Genomic DNA, 18,391 nt, shown 5'->3' with positions numbered 1-18,391 from the left:
CCGGATGCGTGCCTACGGCCCGAATCTAGGCGGTTGGCGGAACTGGTGAATCTTCGTTTGCGCGATTGGTGGAGCTTCTTTGTCCGGACTGGTCGGCTGCATTGGCCTAACTGGCGTTTTTCAAGTTAGCGCTAACAGCCTCGAGCATCGAGCGGCACGCCGACAGCTGCCCCGGGGTGGCGGAGGCGACGAAGCCGTCGATGGTCTCCCCCGAGATGAAAGGCGCCCTGGCGGCGGCCCTGAGGGCCTCCTCGGTCGCCTCACGCTCCGGGCGCTGCATGTCCGCCACCACCCCCCGCGAGGCCGACGGCCCTGTCGTACTCGCCCGGGTCGGGCTCCTCGCCGTACTCGGCCCTCGTGCCTCCGGACGCCGCGACGGCGGCGGACAGCTCGACCGACGCGCCGCCCACGCCCCCGGTCGCCCTCAAGGCGGCCCCCATGCCCCGCACGGCCGCCTCCCAGCCGTGCTGCGCGCTCGCGTCCCTGAGCACCCGCAGGTCGCGCCCCAGGTCCGCCCCGCCCTCGCCGTCCAGGAACTCCACGGGCTCCCTTGGCAGCGACTGGCGCACGACCGAGTCCCTCCATCCGGTGGGCCTCATGCAGAGCGGCCTCGGCCGCAGGGCCGGGTCGGAGCTGTCCGTCGGGACGCTGCCCCACTCGCGCTCGTGCTCGGCCACGACCTCGCCCGTGCCCTCGTCCACCACGCGGACGCGGAATGCGCCGACGGCCACCGCGACCTCCTTGCCAGCGCAGGCCGGCCCGGCGGAGCATCGGTGGGTGCCGCCGAGCGCGAGGACGCCCTGCCTGCTGCGCCTGCGCGTCTCCCAGCGCACGCACTGGTACCCCGCCGGCGGCAGCTCCGCGAGCGCCGCCCTGCCCTCCTCGAAGAGCCCGAGCTCGGGCACGCCGAGCCCGTGGTGCCTCTTCTCCGCGCTCATGTCGGGGGAGTCCCGCAGCAGCCTCTCGTTGAACGCCTCCGCGTCGTGCATCTGCGGCACCGGCACGAACAGGCTCCTGCGGTGGTAGCCCACCTTCGCCTCGACGTTGCCCTTCTCGTTGCCCGAGTACGGGTTGGTGAGCGTGTGGCCGAGGCAGTAGTGGGCGGAGAGCCTCCTGAGCATCTCGCTCGGCCCGACCTCCCCGCACACCCTCCCCCCGACCCCGGCGGCGTTGTCGGAGGCGGCCCGCGCGGGCACGCCGCCCACGAACTCGAGCGCGTTGCGGAGCCCCTGGCGCACGCACTCCGACGTCTCGCCCCAGAACACCTGGGCGGGCCCGACGCCGGGGTGCGGGAGGCTGACCGTGAGGTACCTCCCCCTCGTTACGACGCCCCTCACCCCGAGGTCCGCCTCCCCGAAGTCGACCTGGCACTCGCCGGGAAGCCAGCTGAGCCGCAGGTACCCCTGCGCGTCCCTGGCGTCCCCCTCCTCCGCCATCCCCTCGCGCCGGCGCCTCACGTAGCGCTGCACGGTGGAGTAGCTCCCGCCGTAGCCCTTCTCGTCGCGCAGGCGGACGAAGGCTCGGGTGGCCGTGTGCCGCTGCCTCCTCCAGTTGCGGCAGTCGTCTAGGAGCCAGGCGTCGATCGTCGCCTCGTAGGGCTCCAGCAGCTCGCTCTCCGCGATGCGCCTCCCCGGGCGCGAGGGGGAGAGGTCCTCCATCCTCAGGTGCTTCCTCACCGTGGGCTCCGACACCCCGGTGCTCCTCGAGATGCTCGCGATCGGCTCGCCACGGCTCCCCCTCCCGCGCATGTCCCCTGTCTTGTCCACGCCGATCATTTCCCCTCTGGCCCCCCCTCACGTCGCAAACCGAGGCAACGACATGTTGGGCCAATCGCGGGATGGTCGGCGTGCCCATGCTCAAACACGAAAAGACCCTGTGCTCAAACCCGAAACTTTTCGTGCTCAAACCCGTAAATCAGAGGCTATCAAACACACGCACCGCGCGCATGCCCTGGGGGGCGAGGCCGAGCCCGCGCTTCACGGCCCTCTTCGAGACGCGGGCCCTCGCCTCCTGGGCCATGCGCTCCAACGCCCCCGAGATGGGGGTCGCGGCGGGGATCGCGAGGAAGGAGCGCGAGGGCATCCTGGACTGGTTCTCCAGGAACGCCACCAGCGCCATCCCCGAGGGGCTCGATTCCGTCATCCAGTCGATCGAGAGGGCGGCGGGGGGATTCGGGAACGTGGGGTGCCTCGAGACGATGGTATTCCTCAGGCTCGGCCGCCTGGGCTTCTCGGCCCGGCTGGCCGTCTCATCTGCTACCCACTGGAAACAGCGAAGAGCCCAAAATTTGTACATATGCTGGGAGGGAAACCGGTGCGCGGCGCGAAGATGCAGGAGAGGTTCGATGCCTTGCTCGCAGAATGCGACTCCTGCCTGCGGCGCATTGGGATTTTGCCGCGCGAGTGCCTTCCCTCTGTGAGGCTCACGCACAACCGCTCGCGCATTGGCAGCTGCAAGAAGCTGCGTGGCGGGCGCAGACCGCTCTTCCAGATCTCGTACTCCGTCGACGCGTGCAAGACTGACGCCCTGGCGCGAGACGTCCTCTTCCACGAGCTCATCCACACGCTTCCTGGTTGCTTTGACCATGGGGAGCGCTTCCATGCAGCTGCGGCAAGGGTGAACGCCGCCTACGGTGCGGACGTACGAGCTACCAGGCGCGTCCCCTCGCAAGAGGTGCCGGTGGCTAATAAGTTGCAGGTCGAGGGTCTTGTCGGCAAGTCTTTCTTCGTGCGAGGGAAGTGCTACACCTTCGCCGGCTCCAACAGCCGGCCAAAGCGGTGCTGCGATTTGCGAGATGCACGTGGTCGCACTTACGTTTGCGCCCCGGCCTACGTCCTGGCGCACATCTCTGCAGACTAGCGGCAGATGCTGGGGGGAATGCTGCCGACGCCGCCATTTCCTCGGTGTTGCATGACTTCGCCGCATGAATCTGTATAAATTGACGTCTCAATTTCGCAAAAGGCCAGTTACATCTTGCCATGTGACGTGCAATTGTACAGATTTACGCGAACCATGTACCCCAGCAAAGCAAACGAGCGGGGCCCCGGATAGAGGCCTCGCTCGTATCGCACTGGTGCTTCTTACCTTGCGGTGCGCCTAGTACACCATGCCCATGGCCTCGCGGACCTCGTTCAGGGTCTCGTGGGCAATCTCGTTCGCGCGGCGGTTGCCGTCGCGGAGAACGTCCCTCACGTAGTCGAGGTCACCTGCGAGCTTCTCGCGGCGCTCGCGGATGGGGGCGAAGTACTCGTTCACGACCTCGGTGGTGTAGCGCTTGAGCTGGCCCGCGCCGCCCATGCCAATCTCGTCTGCGATCTCTCTTGGGTCGCGCCCGCTGCAGATGCCGGCGGTGGTGAGCAGCGTCGAGACGCCGGGGCGCCCCTCGGGGTCAAACGTGATGTTGCGCTCGGAGTCGGTCTTCGACTTCTTGATGAGCCTTGCCGTCTCCTCTGCGGTCATGGAAAGCGAGATGGCGTTGCCGTAGGACTTGCTCATCTTGCGGCCGTCGAGGCCGGGCAGGAGCGGCGTCGAGGTGAGAAGGCCTGCAACATCGGGGAAGACCTTCCCGTAGCGCTCGTTGAAGCGGCGGGCGATCTTAGAGGTGATCTCGATGTGGGGGAGCTGGTCGCGCCCCACGGGCACGATGTTGCCCTTGCAGAAGAGGATGTCGCACGCCTGGTGCACGGGATAGGTGAGGAGAAGTCCCGTGAGAGCATGTCCAGACGCTGCCTGTTCTGCCTTCACGGTGGGGTTGCGCTCCATCTCGGCCTCGGTCACCAGCGAGAGGAACGGCAGCATGAGCTGGTTCTCCTCGGGTACCGCAGAGTGGGTGAAGATCATGGTCCTCTCTGGGTCGATGCCACAGGCGAGGTAGTCGATGACCATGTTGTACACGTTGTCGCGGATGTGCTCGGTGGTGTCGCGATCCGTGATCACCTGGTAGTCGGCGATGATGATGTTGGTGTTGACGCCCAGGTCCTGGAGACGGACGCGCTCCTTGAGAGTGCCAAAGTAGTGACCCAGATGCAGATGGCCCGTTGGCCTGTCGCCCGTGAGCATGGTGTAGTTCTCGGGGTGCTGGGGCAGGTCGGCCTGAATCTGGTCGCTGCGCTTGAGCGCGGCGTCGTAGCTTCCCTCGTTGGGCATAATGTCTCCTGGTCCTTTTGCATTTTTGGCGTTACCACGCGGCGCGCGTGTTCACGAGAACCAATCTTACGGCAACGCTGCGCCTCTGTCTTCAAGTGGTCTCATGTTTTGAGGTTGGCTGCTCGGCTCGGCGTCATGCAGGCGTCTTGCCTCACGGTTGCAAGATGGACAACAAGTTCGAGGAGAATGGCATTATGAGGTAAAGTGTCATGAAGCGGAAAGGAGGATGGTGTGGCTAGTTCCCAAGGTGCAGATGCTGGAAAGACCGCCCTTCGTGAGGAATATGTTCGCATACGTACTCACATGGAATCGCCCGCCCGAGCCACGTCAGACGCCCCCATTCTTATGACCCTTGAGGGCCTTCGCGCTTGGAAGGAAGCATCTCTCGTCCTCACCTACGTTTCATTTGGCAGCGAGGTTGACACCCATGCCCTCATGCGGGCAGCTTGGGCACAGGGCAAGCGCGTTGCGGTTCCGAGGTGCCGACCTTCTCACACCCTCGACTTCCATGTCGTTTCTTCCGAAGACGACCTTGAGCCTGGCCTGCGTGGCCTCATGGAGCCATCCCCTGGCTGCGGGCGACCTCTCACGACAGCGCAGATGGTTGGTTCCGTGTGCATAGTGCCAGGCCTTGTGTTTGATTCCGAGGGATACCGCATTGGCTATGGTGGAGGCTACTACGACAGGTTCCTTGCCTTTTATCCGGGTGAGAAGGTCGCGCTGGTGCGCCCGCGGCAGCTCTCGGGAAACCCCCTGCCAAGGGACGAACATGATATTCCCGTCGATTGGCTGGTGACCGAGTCCGGAACGTGGTGCTGCAATCCATTGGTGAGATAGCCGCGTGGGTGGCTAGTCCTTCTCGTCCTCATCGTGCTCGCTGAGGTACTGTGCCATGTCCTTAATTGCCTTGCGGTAGCCTTCAAGGCCCATGCCCACTATTGTTTCGAAGCACGCTGCGCGTACATAGGAGGTCTGTCGGAAGTCCTCGCGCTCGTCGACCTTCGAGATGTGGACCTCGATGGTGGGAATGGCCACAGACTTGAGTGCGTCAAGCAACGCGATCGACGTGTGGGTATAAGCCGCGGGGTTTATGACGATGCCGTCGAACTCGCCGTATGCCGCCTGGACCACGTCGACAAGATCACCCTCGTGGTTTGATTGGAAGCATCGGCACTCGGCAAAGCCTGCCTCGCGAGCAGCCTTGCGGCAGAGACGCACGAGGTCGGCGTAGGTCTTGCGTCCGTAGATCTTGGGCTCACGCACGCCAAGCATGTTGATGTTTGGGCCGTTAACAACAAGGAGGCGCTTGGTGCCGGCGGCACCTGTTGCTTCGAGAAGCGAAGCGAGCTCGTCGATGTCGTCCTCGTTGTCATCTTCGGCGTTTGCGGTGGACTCGACGCGAGTTGACGCAAGGGGCTTTTTTGCCGCCACGGCCGCACGCACCGCCTTTGGAATGGGGGCGTGGCCGTTGATCTGCACACTAATGGAATCCTCAGGAGCGGAGGAGGATCCACGAAACGCGGAATAGCTGGGCTGTATGCCCGTAAGCTGGACTATGTCGTTGCTCACTTCGTTGATGGAGCCAGGTCCAAAGACAATCTCGACGCCGTTGGGACCGCGCCTAACGGTACCGAGAACACCTCTGATCGAACGAAGCTTTTTCATGTCGACGAGGTCGGGCTGCTCGGTGAGGATCCTAAGCCTTGTCATGCAGATGTCGTTCGCCTTGACATTCTGCTTTCCTCCCAGAGCATCAAGCACCTGCTCGGCGACATCCCTCTTTGCCATTGCGCCAATACCTTTCGACGTGCGGCGCATTGCTCAAAAAGGCCTTCTCCCCAAGGCCTCCCATCGCTGCCCCACTTGTTCAAATGTGTTGAGGAAAGTATAGAGCTACAGCAATCACGTCACGATGTTTGGTTGAGTTGGAGTCCGCAGACGTAACTCATTCTCGGCGGGCGGGATGCTTGACATGTCCGGTTTCCGCGGCTGAGAAACAACGCAACGACGTATTAGAGCTAGAGCCCAAGGAGCCCTTGAATCGCCCGTGCGTTTCCGGCAGGAGACCCAATTGAGACAAGCGAATAATCTGCCCAGCTGCGATAGGAGCCCATGCGCTCGCGTGCAAGTGCTTCAACGCCCTTTGAGGCGGAAACGGGCCGTCCCGACGTCTCGAGTTCGGAGAGGGACCGGTCTATGAAGACGATGGTCCCGTTTTGGTGGAGGAGGTCGTAGTTCGAGGGAACCGTTACCACACCGCCCCCGCAGGCAATGACCAGACCGGACCTCGCGCCGTACTCGCCCGTCACCCTCGACTCCACGCGGCGGAATTCCTGCACGCCCCTGGTGTTGATGATTGTGGCAGCGCTCTCTCCCGTGCTCGCATCTATCGCGTCGTCTATGTCGACGAAGGGCCTGCCCAGCATGCGGGCGAGACGCTTGCCGGTGGTCGTCTTTCCGCAGCCCGGCATGCCGATGAGGACCACGTTGGATGTCTCTGAAAGAATCTGGCGCTCGATGACGTCAACAAGCGAGACGTCGAGAGAGCGGCCCTGGAAGAGTTCACTAGACCGAAGCGCCTGCGCCACAAGCATGGAGAGCCCCGTATCGGCAGGGATCCCAAGGCGCTCTGCGGCGAGCACGATGCCCGTGAGCGTTGGGTTGTAGATGACATCAAGGACTCCCACGAGGTTCTTCAGCTGCGCGAGCACCTCTTCGGGTACGGGCGATGCTGGGCAGTTGGGGTACATCCCAACGGGCGTCGCATTAACCATGAGAACCGCATCGGCGTGACGCTCCGCCAGCGTCTCGTAGGTGTCGCTGCCACTGCGGGAGATGACGGAGACGAGGGCGCCCGCGTCATCGAGAGCTGCTTGGACAGCCGCGCTGGCCCCTCCGCTTCCCAGGACCACCGCAGGCTTTCCTGCAAGGACCTCGCGGGCGCTCACGCCGAGTCTTCTGGTGCAGAAACGGTTGAGCATGAGCGAGAAACCCAGGACGTCGGTGTTCTCGGCATAGATTGTGCCGTCGGGGCGCCTCACGAGGGTGTTTGCCGCCCCGAGGCGGTCCACGCGCGGAGAGCGCTCGTCAGCCAGTCGAGCGGCGTCTCGCTTGTAGGGGATGGTCACGTTGAGACCCGACCAGGTGCCGTTCCTGACAAAGCCCTCGACATCGTCCGGCTCGCGCTCGAAGAGCTCGTAGGGCACGCTTCCCAGCGACGTGTGGATGCGGGGCGACCAACTATGGCCAAGATTCCTGCCAAGCAGGCCAAAGGGTGCCGAGCCAGCGTCGACCCCCGCGTTGGGCGTGCCTGCCATCTAGAGCACCTCCGAGTAGCTGCCGAGATAGCGGCACTCCTCGCAGGCATCGCCAATGGTCGCCATGAGCGTGCGGAACTCGGGTGCCGAGACGGAGCACTCCACGTCGAAGTAGAACATGAACTCAAAATCACGGCCAGGGATGGGACGGCTCTCGAGCTTGATGATGTTGATATCAAGCGCATAGAACTTCGCAAGCACCTTGAAGAGAGCACCCGGCTGGTGGTCGACGACGATCATGAGAGAGGTGCGGTCTGCCCCGGGGTAGATCTCAAGAGACTTGGAGATGCAGGCAAAGCGCGTGTAGTTGTCGTCTCGGTCCTGGACGTCTCGCATGAGCACGTCGAGGCCGTAGAGCTGGGCGCAGGCACGGCTCGAGAGTGCGGCCACGTCGGTGCGGCTGCTGTCGGCAACGCTCTTTGCCGCCATGGCCGTGTTCTCGACCACGTGCGGCGTGAGGCCCATGCGCTCGATGAAGCCGGCACACTGGTTGATGGCCTGCTCGTGGCTGTACACATCGCGGATTTGCTCGACAGCCGTGCCGGGCTTGGCAAGGAGGTTGTGGTCGATCTTCACGCGGGTGGTGCGCACGATGTGGAAGTCGTGCTGCATCATGAGGTCATAGACCTTGTTCACGGAGCCTGCCGTGGAGTTCTCGATGGGTAGGACGCCATAGCGCGAGAAGTCCGACTCGACGGCGCGGAAGACTCCCTCGAATGATTCGAAGTACGAGATGAGCGGATGCTTGAAGATGCGATCCGCGGCAAACTGCGAGTAGGCGCCCTCCACTCCCTGACAAGCCACGAAGGCCTCGCGCGGGAAGAACTCTGGGGTGGCCTTTCTCGCCTGGTCGATCTTCACCAGGGTCTCGGACGCGTGATCTGCTGCCAGACGCTGGCCCTGCCGCGCGCGCGACGCCTCCATGAGGAGCTGGAACAGGACCTCGGTGTAGGTTCTCAGCTCCTCGGGGGCCTTGGCGGCGAGAGATGCCATGTGCTCACGCTCGCGGGGGCGGTCGAGTACGGGGAGGTTGTTGGCGCGCTTGTATGCGGCGACGCGCTCGGCGCAGCCCATGCGACGCCCGAAGAGCTCGAGGATTTGGTTGTCGATGCAATCTATCTCATGGCGGATGTCTGAGAGGTCTTCCATGTGGTTCTCCGGTTCCTGGCGGTGGGACAAGCGGGGCTGCTTGATGCTGTTTACTCCGCGGGATAGCTGAGCAGTGCGTCGAGAAGCACAAGGGCACAGATTGCCTCGGCAACGGGGACGGCGCGCGTGGCTACGCACGGGTCGTGCCGACCGTGGACGGTGAGCTTGGTGTTGGTGCCGCTCTCAAGGTCGACCGAGTCCTGCTCGCGCGAGATGGACGAGGTGGGCTTCATGGCGATCCTGAAGAGCACGGGAGCTCCGGTGGTGATGCCGCCAAGGATGCCCCCGGCGTTGTTGGTCCTTGGGGTGGGCTTGCCATCGCGCATCTCATAGGGGTCGTTGTTCTCGCTGCCGCGGAGTCTTGCCACCTCGAAGCCGCGACCAAACTCGATGCCCTTGACGGCGGGGATGCCGAAGGCCGCGCGCGCCAGCATGTTCTCGATGCCATCGAACATGGGTGAGCCTGCTCCTGCAGGCATGCCGCACGCAACGCACTCGATGACGCCGCCAACAGAGTCGAGGTTGCGGCGTGCGCCGTCGATTGCGGCAAGCATGCGCTGCCCGGCAGAGGGGTCAATCGTAGGGAAGCGCGGGCCGTCGGCGAGGATGTCGAGCTGGGCCGAGAGGTGCTCCTGAGCTGCGGGAGAGTTGTCGATGGCGTCGAAGCACTCGTCCTCTACGTCTGAGACGGAAAGCAGGTGCGCCCCAATGCGCATGCCGCGTGCTGCGAGCGCCTGCAGCGCGATGCCGCCTGCGAGGCAGAGCGGCGCCGTGAGGCGTCCGGAGAAGTGGCCGCCTCCCGGGACATCCTGGTTGCCGTGCCACTTCTCCCAGGCGGTGAGGTCTGCGTGACCGGGGCGAGGAACCTTGAGGAGGTTGTCGTAGTCACCAGAGCGCGTGTTGGTGTTCTCGATGATTGCCGCAAGAGGCGCGCCGCATGTGGTGCCATGCACATTGAGACCGCTCACAATGCGTGGGCGGTCCTCCTCGCGGCGGGGCGTTGTCCAACTTCCCTGGCCAGGAGCACGTCGCGCCACGAAAGCCTCGAGTGCACCCTGGTCAACCACGAGGCCTGAAGGGAGACCCTCGACCACGCAACCGATGGCGGGGGAGTGGGACTGGCCAAATATCGTGACGCGAAGCGTCTCTCCAAAGCTCGAGGGCATCTCTAGCCTTTCTCTGCGATGCCTCCGAGGGCGCGGAAGTCCTCGAAGAAGCGTGGGTAGGACTTGGCGACGCACTCTGCGCCGCGGATGGTTGTGGGGCCTGTGGCGTTGGCGCCGGCGATGGCTGCCATCATGGCAATGCGGTGGTCGTTGGCCGCATCAACAACTCCACCAGAAAGCGGGCTGTGTCCATGGATGACAAGGGAGTCGTTCTCTGCGTGGACGTCTGCCCCCATGGCCGCAAGAACTGCGCTTACGGTTGCGAGGCGGTCCGACTCCTTGAGGCGAAGCCTCCCGGCGTTGGCGATAACCGTCGTCCCCTCGGCATTGGCCGCAACGGCAGCAATGGGAGGTACGAGGTCGGGGATGTCCCGGACATCGATAGTGCGGCCTACGAGCTTGTCGTGCGTGGCAGATGCCATGCTCCCAGACCTGCTCACGCGTGCGCCAAGCGCCGCGAGGCAGGCAAGGATGGCCCTATCGCCCTGGGCGCTTGCAGGGTCGAGCCCTGTTACGCCCACGCTTCCCGATATGGCGCCCGAGGCCAACCAGAACGCGGAGTTCGACCAGTCTCCCTCGACCGTGACCTCTCCTGGAGAGACGGCACCCCGAGCGGGGGAAACCGAGAATACCGTCGAAGGGCTGCCATCCATAGTCTCGTGCGACACGTCCACGTTGATGCCAAACTCTTCGAGCGCACGGATGGTGAGTCCAGTGTAGGACCGTGACTCCACGGGCTCGGTCACCACGATCTCGGTTGGCGAGCAAAGAAGCGGTGCCGCCATGAGAAGGCCGCTCACAAACTGTGAGGAGACGTTCCCGGGAATGGTGAAGCGACCGGGCAGAAGCTGCCCTGCTATCGTGAGCGGAAGTGCGCCACGTGCCGAAAGCGTGACCCCGTGCGAGACAAGCTCCTCATAGAGCGGGGAGAGGGGGCGCGAGACGAGACGGCCATGCCCGTCAAGCGTGGCGCCTCTCCCGAGGGCCGCCACAACGGGGAGCATGAAGCGAAGCGTGGAACCGGATTCACCGCAGTCAAGGTGAGCGTTTGTGCGCGCCATGCGGCGGTTGTCTGTTGCGGGGGTGCCCGGAAGCGGGTTGACCCTAAAGCCCAGGCGCGTGTATGCGATGCGTGCGCCCAGCGCCTCGAGGCATCCTACCGTGGCGTCGATGTCCTGGGACGTCGTGTTGCAGTTGATGTCCGTAGTGCCAGGGCAGAGCGCGGCCATGATGAGCAGCCTGTGCGCCATCGACTTCGAGGCGATGGCAGGAATGGTGCCGCGCAACGGGGAAGGGATAATTCTCATGTTGATAGGCATCCAGAGTTCCTCATTGGGTGGGAAGCGCTGAAGAGACACCTAGACTCGGAGGCGTTGATGCTTGGAACCACACAACGGCCCCCAGGATGTCAATCGCCGTTGGGATGTCATCGATGCCCAATATGATGTCCTCCAGTGCCTGGTTGTAACAGCAAGGGGAAAGCATAAGGTTGTTGGCCCCCTTATACCATGCCCTCAGTAGTATTTCATCATGACCTCCGAGTAGCGTATTGAGCTTCTGCATCTCGAGGTAGTCCAGGACTTTTAACGCAACGATTGAGCCATTTGGGGGGGAGCATAAATCGGGGTCGATGAGCACGTGAGATCCTGTGGGTATGTAGTGGTTCATCCCCTCGTCACGGGCAACTATGGCGTAGGCATGGGGGTGCTTCAGGACTATCTCCTCTGGTACTGAGATGCGACCATGAATTCGAGAGGCACCTTCCCCTTTGCTGACCAGCGGAACTTTAGCGCTTAAAGCGCTGCCTTGCTCTGTCTCGCTCGTGGTTGCAAGCCCATGATCTTCAGAGAGCAAATCATCTCGGCTAACCCCGAATGCATCACAGAGGTTCTTAAGTGCCCTGGGACGGGGAACCGAGCCCCTCCTCCATCCCGTCACCGCAGCGGGCGTTACCTTTGCAGCCTTAGCAACGTCTTCTTGGGTGAGGCCTCGGGCGGCCATGAGGTGCTCAATGTTTTTGCTAAATCCCACAATCGTTCCTTCTGTCGGTTGCACATGGCAACGCTCACCGACCATCAACTACCATTCGAATTGAGAATCATTTAGATAAACTAAATTAAACTATCATTCAAGCCATACATTTTGAGTACAGATGCGAGATGAGAAGACCTTTCAATCCGATGATGCCATTAGGAGAACTTCACTCATAACAAAGTATACGTTCAAAGGAGAGCCATGAAACGAAGTCTTAGTGTTGCCACAAGCATACTCAGGGGATACAACTATTCGCAGGTGCGTGATGTCGTGTCTACGTTGGCAGGATCAAAGGTCGTAGGCAATGTCGAGATTACTTTGAATACCGATGATGCCATTGAGACCATTCGAAAGATCAGTGATGAGTTTGGCCATCAGATTAACGTAGGCGCAGGTACGGTGCTTGACTATCACCATCTCGTCTTGGCGTGTGAGGCCGGCGCTACTTTTGTTCTTGCGCCAGATGCGATGACGCGCGAGATGCTTGAGTATTGTCAGAATCACGACGTGGTCAGTGTCCCCGGTGCGTTTACGCCAAGTGAGATTCGCGAGCAGTTCCGCCGTGGGGCGGATGTCGTGAAGATCTTCCCAGCAAACGAACTTAGTTACGGTTACGCAAAGAAGATTTGCGAACCCCTCGGGAGTTTGCCGCTCATGGCGGTTGGAGGGGTGAACGCCAAGAATGTCGGGGAGGTTCTTGATTCTGGTTATTCGTACATCGGATCTGCAGGTGGAATCTTCAAGAGGCAAGACATCCTCTCTCATAACACAACAGGAATGAAAGAGTCGCTCGCAGCTTTTGAGGCGGCGGTTCTTGCGCGCTAGATCAAAGGCTTCGTTGGATTTGCAGTTGCCAAGAGGACGATTGCGTGAAAAGGAGATGTTTCAACATGAAGGTCGTAGGAGTAACAGCGTGCCCCACTGGTATCGCTCACACCTACATGGCAGCGGAGGCACTTGAGAACGAGTGCAAGCGACGTGGCTTCGACGTGAAGATCGAGACCCAGGGAAGCCTTGGACCCGAGAATGAGCTTACGCAGGACGACGTTGACTCTGCCGACATCGTAGTTCTGGCGGTTGGAATCGTTATCGAGGGAATGGGGCGCTTTGAAGATGCTCTTGTCCTCAACGAGGACGTCAACAAGGCCATCACAAATCCGAAGGAGATCATCGACGAGGCTGTGGGTCTCATCGAGAAAAACAAGTAGGGGGTTAGGGGCATCTGTCGCAGTTAGCTGGGTCTTAAGGAAAGGTGGCAATCGCAGTGAGTAAGGAGAGCGGCACTTCATTTTGGAAGGATGTCCAGAGGCACCTGCTGAGTGGCGTCTCGTACATGATTCCACTTGTGGTTGCTGGTGGCATCGTCTATGCCATCTCGCTCTTGGGAGCAGCAGCAACAGACAAGGGCATGGTCCCCAACGGTCCGGTCATGACCTATCTGAGCGTTCTGGGCAAAGCCGGTCTATCGATGATGATTCCCGTCTTTGCGGCCTATATCGCCTATTCCGTGGCCGGTCGCGTAGGGCTTGCGCCGGCGTTCATCCTTGGATTCATCTCTAATAACAGCGTTGCTATGTTTGGCGGTACCGAGGTCAAGTCTGGTTTCCTTGGTGCGCTCATCATGGGCCTCATCGTCGGCTACATCGCAAAGTGGATAAAGTCTTGGAGGGTCGGCAAGACGATCAAGACGATCATGCCCATCCTTGTTATCCCAACGTTCACCACGCTGATCGCTGGCCTCATCTACTACTTCATCATCGGCATCCCCGCTGCGTGGCTGATGGATGGCATCACATATGTGATGGGTAACCTCAATGGTGCAAGCAAGTATGCACTGGCGGTTGGCATTGGCATCTTTGGCGAGCTTGACTACGGTGGACCTGTCACCAAGGCAGTATCGATGTTCACTCTGTCGCTCATCAGCGAAGGCAACTACTTCCCCAACGGACTGTTCCGCATCATTGTCTCGGTTCCCCCGATCGGAATCTTCTTTGCGACAATGTTTGCTAAGTCCAAGTGGACCGATGAGGAGCGCGATACTGCAAAGTCCATCGCGATTATCGGATGTCTCGGTATCACCGAGGGAGCCATTCCGTTTGCCGTCAAGGACCTCAAGCACGTTGTGCCTGCCTCGATCATTGGGTGCATCGCTGGCGATTTGATTGGAGCTTTCGGAAACGTTGGTTGCCCCGTACCCCATGGCGGCCTGATTGTGCTCCCCGTGGTTCAGAACCCGGGATGGTATGTGCTGGGAATTCTGGTGGGCTCGCTTGTTACTGGCGCCATACTCGCGACTTCCAAGAAACCGCTTGCGGAGCGGGATGCGAAGAAGAGCAAGGGGCCAGCAAATCTGAATCCGCTCGCCCAAGAGTGAGGATGCTTCGGTAATAGCTCCTTGACTTGTTTGGAAGAATGCGCAGGGTGGCCGAAAGCGCGAGGCTTCAGTCACCCTGCACCTGCATAGCTATGCCTCTTGTCCCCAAAGCGCAGTGCTGGCCGCTCCCTTTTCGAGCAATCGGCACTTCAGCGGCCGATGACAGGGCGGAAACCCCTTTAACGACCCTCCTCGATGAGCACTCTGAAATCATCTACTGGAAGGGTCGCAACCTCGACCTTGCCAATATCTCGAACAAGTACGACGTTGATGAAGTCCCCATGGCGCTTCTTGTCAGCGAGTGCTCGCTCGTAAAGTGAATCGGTAGAGATGTTCGAACCTGTCGGAAGGCCATAGCGCTCGACAGTCGACACAACCCTCTGTGCAACTTCGTCAGGGCAGAGCTGCCGTTTGGCACATGCCCGAACAATGAAGCACATGCCAGCCGCCACACAGGAGCCATGTCCCAGGGTGTAGCTGCTCTCGGCCTCTATCGCATGGCCGATCGTATGGCCCAGATTGAGAATCTGTCGTAGGCCCTTCTCACGCTCGTCAGTATCGACCACGTCGCGCTTGATCTCGATGCACCGCTTTACGATCTTCCCAATTCTCTCGAGGTCGTAGTTACCCTCATTGATGGGCCTTCTCTCAAGTTCCCTGAAGAGCTCCGCGTCGCTCATCACGCCATATTTCAAGACCTCGCCGCAGCTGTCAGTGAAGAGTTGGCGGTTTATTGTTGTGAGGCATTCGATGCTCGCGATGACTGCTGAAGGTTGGAAGAAAGTGCCCGCCAGGTTCTTCCCGTGCACGAGGTCAACGGCGGTCTTTCCTCCCACGGAAGAGTCAACCATGGCGAGAAGTGAAGTTGGCACCTGCAGCACATGGCACCCTCTCATATAGATAGAGGCGGCAAATCCTGCCAGGTCTCCAACGACTCCGCCGCCAAGTGCCACTATAAGGTCATCGCGTGTCATCTGCGCATCCGCCATGCACTCAAGGACGTCGGAAAGCACGCTCATGGTTTTGATGGCCTCGCCGACGCCTACTACTTTTGTGGCTACGGTATATCCCGCATCGCTTAGCGAGCGATTTACTACTTCCCCATAGAGAGGATTCACGTTTGTATTGCTCACGACGAAAGCGACATTACCGCCTGCCGTGCGACGTGCCGTTGGTCCGACTTCGCTCAAAATGTCGAGCCCAACCATGACGTCGTAGCTCCCGCTTTGTGCATTTACGTGAACAAGCTGTATGTCTTTCGACTTTGTTTCGCTCATCGTGCCTCTGCCTCCTTCTTCAGGCGGTCGCCCTCTGCGAGGAGCGCCTGGAGCCTCTCGGCATCCTGGGCATCGATTGCGTCCTTATACGCCTGAAGGCTGTCGATGATGAACCCTACCTCGCGCGAGAGGTTGTCCGCGTTGTCGAGGAAGAGCTCCGTCCACATGGGCGCGTTGAGGCGCGCCACACGCGTGAGGTCCTTGTATGAGCCTGCCGAGAAGCCCTTGTGCTCCTGCGCGGTGGGGCTCTTGACGTAGGCGTTCGACACGACGTGCGCGAGCTGCGAGGTGTAGGCGATCATACGGTCGTGGTTCTCGGCTGTGGAGAGGGTGAACGAGCCGAAGCCGAGCGGCTCAAGCAGGTGCTTGAGCCGCTCGAGAATGGCGACGCGCTCGAAGTCGTCCATCTGTGGGGGCACTACGACCATGGGCGCGTTGTGGAACATGTTCGCGCGCGCATGGGCAAAGCCGGAGTACTGGGTGCCTGCCATGGGGTGGCATCCCACGAAGGTCCAGGGCCGGCCCTCCGAGATCTTGCCGCAGCGTTTGCATATGATGCGCTTCACGCCAACCGCATCGATGACTATGGCCCCAGGTGAGATGAGATGGGCCATCTCGTCCAGCCAGTCGATGCTCACTTGGGGATAGCCAGCGAGGATGATGAGCTCGCAGGTGGGGATGGTCTCGTCCGTGAGCTCTCCTTTGATGGTCTCAATCTCGGCCATCTCGGTCACGGAGTGGGTGCGATTCCAGCCGTAGACCTCGCGCCCTGCCGCAGCGAGCGCCTTGGCGAAGGAGCCGCCCATGAGGCCAAGGCCAACGATGCCCGTACGGTCGGGGACAAAGGTGGGTACGTCTGGGTTTGCCATGGCCATCTACTTCGCCTCCCCGACGGGAGCGGTCACTGCCTCACGGATAAGGCGGATGCGGCGCATCGCGTCGTCGAACTGGGTTGGGGTGAGTGCCTGCGCGCCGTCTGACCACGCCTCGCTGGGGTTGTCGTGCACCTCGATCTCAAGGCCGTCCGCGCCAGCGGCCGTCGCTGCATAGGCGGCGGATCGCACGTAGCGCGTGTAGCCGGTGGCGTGGCTGGGGTCGCCAACAACCGGCAGGTGGGAGAGGTGGTGCAGTACGGGGATGGCGTTCACGTCGAAGGTGTTCCTCGTGCGCGTCTCGAAGGTGCGAATGCCGCGCTCGCACAGGATGACGCTGGGGTTGCCCTCGCTCATGATGTACTCGGCACCCATGAGTAGCTCGTCGATGGTCTCGGAGAGGCCACGCTTGAGAAGGATGGGCACCTGGGTCTTGCCCACCTCGCGAAGGAGCGGGAAGTTCTGGGCATTGCGCGCGCCGATCTGCATGACGTCGATGCCCTTATCGAGGAAGAACTGCACGTCGCGTGGATCCATGACCTCGGTCACGATGGGCATGTCGAGTTCGCCTGCCGCATCGGCGAGAAGGTCAAGGCCCTTCTCGCCCATGCCCTGATACGAGTAGGGGCTGGTCCGCGGTTTGTAAGCGCCGCCGCGAAGAAGCGTGGCACCCGAGGCCTTGACCGCGCGGGCAATCTCGAGGAGATTCTCGCCCTCGACTGAGCAGGGGCCGGCTATGACCTGGAAGTTGCCGCCACCAATCTTCACCCCGTGGCCGCAGTCAACAATCGTGTCCTCCGGGTGGAACTTGCGGTTTGCCTTCTTGAAGGGCTCTGAGACACGCTGGACGCGCTCGATGATGTCCATGGATTCGAGGAGAAAAGGGTCAATCTGGGTGGTGTCGCCAATGATGCCGACGATGGTCTCGTTGTCGCCTTGGGAGACGTTGGTCTTGAACCCACGGCCCTCAATCCACTTGACGAAGTGGTCGAGCTGGTCTGGCGTCGCTGTCTCTTTGACTACTGCAATCATGGTAGTTTGCCTTTCCCGAGCTGCGGCGGGCCACAGCCGTGTTGTCGCATATGACTTCGAATGCTACCACGGTGCAACCTGTTGTCGGCGCTGGTGCCTGCGGCGTTAACAAAGGCGAACTAATGGGCGCGACGGTTTGGATGGTGAGAAGGACTGGGAAGAGAGGGGCGTAGCTGGTTGGCTTGGGAAGAGCGTCGCTACCATTCCCAACGTAAGCTGCGGGGGTGTGTCAAAGCAACCTGGGTTGGGTGGGGCGATGCATCTGCTTCCATAGGCTCCAGCAGGCCGAACAGAAACCCCAACAAGTCTATGGGCGATGCTGCGCACGTCTTCACCCCTGCCCCCTGCCATTTCTAGATCGAATGACGAAGTGGCGCTCTTGAATAGGTATACTTGTGGGTATACATGATTGCGAAGAAAAAGGTGGGCTACGGTGGTCAGAGTACATGGGAACGCCCTGAAGCACGGGCTCACCAGCGGCGAGGTCGCCTATGCGTGGGAGAACCCAATCAGGTGCCGCCAGTGCAACGGCACGGACGACCCGCCGCTCTGGATCTCGGTCGGCGTGCTCCCGGACGGGAGGTTCGCCGAGCTGGTTGGATTTATGGACATAGACGGCGTGTGGTGCGTGTTCCACGCGATGGTGCCGCCGACGAAGAAGTTCAAGCGTGAGCTGGGATGGAGGTAGACATGGATGGGATCGTTGCCGAGAACGGCAGGGTTGTCACAGATGAGATGATTGCCAACTGGGAGAGCGCGCTTGAGCGCGACGAGTGGCCGAGTGGCTGGGTCAACGTCGGAGAGGTTGTCGAGGGCAAGCTCCCGAAGGCTGCGGCCGAGACGGTGACGCTTTCGCTCAAGGTTCCCGTTGCCATGAAGCGGGCCCTTGAGAGGGAGGCGAAGGCCGAGGGGAAGTCGACGGGGGCATATGCCCGCGGCATCCTCGCCGAGGGTCTTATGTCCATTGCCTAGGAAATGACCCGCCAGCCGTCGGCTGGCGGGTGCCGTGCTTCTACGGGAGCAG

Annotated in this window: 21 protein-coding genes; 8 read left to right on the top strand and 13 right to left on the bottom strand. The window is 61.2% G+C overall.

Going from position 1 to position 18,391, the window contains the following annotated elements; translation table 11 throughout:
- Positions 1 to 106 precede the first annotated feature (106 nt).
- From E0E00_RS14380 to E0E00_RS15015, 3 genes are all read right to left on the bottom strand, one after another.
- Complete coding sequence (locus E0E00_RS14380; protein ID WP_165443633.1) at positions 107 to 280, bottom strand: hypothetical protein; 174 nt, start codon at positions 278 to 280, stop codon at positions 107 to 109.
- Positions 261 to 1,766, bottom strand: a complete 1,506-nt coding sequence (gene istA / locus E0E00_RS08960) for an IS21 family transposase (protein WP_207302703.1) — start codon at positions 1,764 to 1,766, stop codon at positions 261 to 263. Before istA ends, E0E00_RS14380 begins: the two co-directional genes overlap by 20 nt.
- Positions 1,767 to 1,914: 148 nt before the next feature.
- On the bottom strand, positions 1,915 to 2,109 hold the full coding sequence (locus E0E00_RS15015) for a hypothetical protein (protein WP_242622208.1): 195 nt from the start codon (positions 2,107 to 2,109) through the stop codon (positions 1,915 to 1,917).
- On the opposite strand from E0E00_RS15015, the gene E0E00_RS15395 reads away from it, so the two are divergent.
- On the top strand, positions 2,018 to 2,419 hold the full coding sequence (locus tag E0E00_RS15395; protein WP_371683401.1) for a transposase: 402 nt from the start codon (positions 2,018 to 2,020) through the stop codon (positions 2,417 to 2,419). The two genes, E0E00_RS15015 and E0E00_RS15395, sit on opposite strands and share 92 nt — an antisense overlap.
- Entirely contained in the window at positions 2,314 to 2,859 is a 546-nt protein-coding gene (locus E0E00_RS08950; protein WP_130812183.1) for a M48 family metallopeptidase, read from the top strand. The genes E0E00_RS15395 and E0E00_RS08950 overlap by 106 nt, the downstream gene beginning before the upstream one ends.
- A 237-nt stretch (positions 2,860 to 3,096) precedes the next feature.
- Here the strand turns inward: E0E00_RS08950 and trpS are convergent, their stop codons facing one another.
- Entirely contained in the window at positions 3,097 to 4,146 is a 1,050-nt protein-coding gene (gene trpS, locus E0E00_RS08945; protein ID WP_130812182.1) for a tryptophan--tRNA ligase, read from the bottom strand.
- Positions 4,147 to 4,377: 231 nt separating this feature from the next.
- On the opposite strand from trpS, the gene E0E00_RS08940 reads away from it, so the two are divergent.
- A complete protein-coding gene (locus E0E00_RS08940) occupies positions 4,378 to 4,983 on the top strand; it encodes a 5-formyltetrahydrofolate cyclo-ligase (RefSeq protein ID WP_130812181.1) in 606 nt (201 codons plus the stop codon).
- 12 nt (positions 4,984 to 4,995) lie between these two features.
- Here the strand turns inward: E0E00_RS08940 and aroQ are convergent, their stop codons facing one another.
- The 6 genes from aroQ to E0E00_RS08910 form a co-directional block, all read right to left on the bottom strand.
- Positions 4,996 to 5,934 (bottom strand): type II 3-dehydroquinate dehydratase, encoded by a 939-nt coding sequence (aroQ, locus tag E0E00_RS08935; RefSeq protein ID WP_130812180.1) that lies wholly within the window; start codon positions 5,932 to 5,934, stop codon positions 4,996 to 4,998.
- Positions 5,935 to 6,164: 230 nt separating this feature from the next.
- On the bottom strand, positions 6,165 to 7,463 hold the full coding sequence (locus tag E0E00_RS08930) for a shikimate kinase (RefSeq protein WP_130812179.1): 1,299 nt from the start codon (positions 7,461 to 7,463) through the stop codon (positions 6,165 to 6,167).
- Entirely contained in the window at positions 7,464 to 8,612 is a 1,149-nt protein-coding gene (locus E0E00_RS08925) for a bifunctional chorismate mutase/prephenate dehydratase (RefSeq protein ID WP_130812178.1), read from the bottom strand.
- A gap of 50 nt (positions 8,613 to 8,662) precedes the next feature.
- A complete protein-coding gene (gene aroC / locus E0E00_RS08920) occupies positions 8,663 to 9,778 on the bottom strand; it encodes a chorismate synthase (protein ID WP_130812177.1) in 1,116 nt (371 codons plus the stop codon).
- Positions 9,779 to 9,780: 2 nt separating this feature from the next.
- The gene (gene aroA / locus E0E00_RS08915) at positions 9,781 to 11,097 is read right to left on the bottom strand and encodes a 3-phosphoshikimate 1-carboxyvinyltransferase (protein WP_371683391.1); all 1,317 of its coding nucleotides are present in this window, start codon (positions 11,095 to 11,097) and stop codon (positions 9,781 to 9,783) included.
- Positions 11,098 to 11,107: 10 nt separating this feature from the next.
- Positions 11,108 to 11,809 carry a helix-turn-helix domain-containing protein gene (locus E0E00_RS08910; protein ID WP_165443631.1) on the bottom strand — a complete coding sequence of 234 codons (702 nt, stop codon included), beginning with the start codon at positions 11,807 to 11,809 and terminating at the stop codon, positions 11,108 to 11,110.
- Between the two features lie 204 nt (positions 11,810 to 12,013).
- On the opposite strand from E0E00_RS08910, the gene E0E00_RS08905 reads away from it, so the two are divergent.
- The 3 genes from E0E00_RS08905 (at position 12,014) to E0E00_RS08895 (ending at position 14,186) form a co-directional block, all read left to right on the top strand.
- Entirely contained in the window at positions 12,014 to 12,637 is a 624-nt protein-coding gene (locus tag E0E00_RS08905; RefSeq protein ID WP_130812175.1) for a bifunctional 4-hydroxy-2-oxoglutarate aldolase/2-dehydro-3-deoxy-phosphogluconate aldolase, read from the top strand.
- Between the two features lie 65 nt (positions 12,638 to 12,702).
- A complete protein-coding gene (locus E0E00_RS08900; protein WP_130812174.1) occupies positions 12,703 to 13,020 on the top strand; it encodes a PTS fructose transporter subunit IIB in 318 nt (105 codons plus the stop codon).
- 56 nt (positions 13,021 to 13,076) lie between these two features.
- The gene (locus tag E0E00_RS08895) at positions 13,077 to 14,186 is read left to right on the top strand and encodes a PTS fructose transporter subunit IIC (RefSeq protein WP_130812173.1); all 1,110 of its coding nucleotides are present in this window, start codon (positions 13,077 to 13,079) and stop codon (positions 14,184 to 14,186) included.
- A gap of 179 nt (positions 14,187 to 14,365) precedes the next feature.
- Here E0E00_RS08895 and aroB read toward each other — a convergent pair whose 3' ends face one another.
- Genes aroB through aroF form a run of 3 tightly spaced genes read right to left on the bottom strand, consistent with a single transcriptional unit; the run spans position 14,366 to position 17,367 of the window.
- Positions 14,366 to 15,463 carry a 3-dehydroquinate synthase gene (aroB, locus tag E0E00_RS08890; RefSeq protein ID WP_130812172.1) on the bottom strand — a complete coding sequence of 366 codons (1,098 nt, stop codon included), beginning with the start codon at positions 15,461 to 15,463 and terminating at the stop codon, positions 14,366 to 14,368.
- Complete coding sequence (locus E0E00_RS08885) at positions 15,460 to 16,338, bottom strand: prephenate dehydrogenase (protein WP_130812171.1); 879 nt, start codon at positions 16,336 to 16,338, stop codon at positions 15,460 to 15,462. Before E0E00_RS08885 ends, aroB begins: the two co-directional genes overlap by 4 nt.
- On the bottom strand, positions 16,339 to 17,367 hold the full coding sequence (aroF, locus tag E0E00_RS08880) for a 3-deoxy-7-phosphoheptulonate synthase (RefSeq protein WP_130812170.1): 1,029 nt from the start codon (positions 17,365 to 17,367) through the stop codon (positions 16,339 to 16,341).
- A 433-nt stretch (positions 17,368 to 17,800) separates the two neighbouring features.
- On the opposite strand from aroF, the gene E0E00_RS08875 reads away from it, so the two are divergent.
- Entirely contained in the window at positions 17,801 to 18,055 is a 255-nt protein-coding gene (locus E0E00_RS08875; protein WP_130812169.1) for a hypothetical protein, read from the top strand.
- 2 nt (positions 18,056 to 18,057) lie between these two features.
- Positions 18,058 to 18,339, top strand: a complete 282-nt coding sequence (locus tag E0E00_RS08870) for a hypothetical protein (protein WP_130812168.1) — start codon at positions 18,058 to 18,060, stop codon at positions 18,337 to 18,339.
- Positions 18,340 to 18,391: the final 52 nt, after the last annotated feature.

Source organism: Olsenella sp. Marseille-P4559, assembly GCF_900605015.1.
Taxonomy (GTDB): Bacteria; Actinomycetota; Coriobacteriia; order Coriobacteriales; family Atopobiaceae; genus Tractidigestivibacter.
The sequence above is the reverse complement of the archived record's forward strand: the minus strand, read 5'-3'. Positions and strand labels throughout refer to the sequence as shown.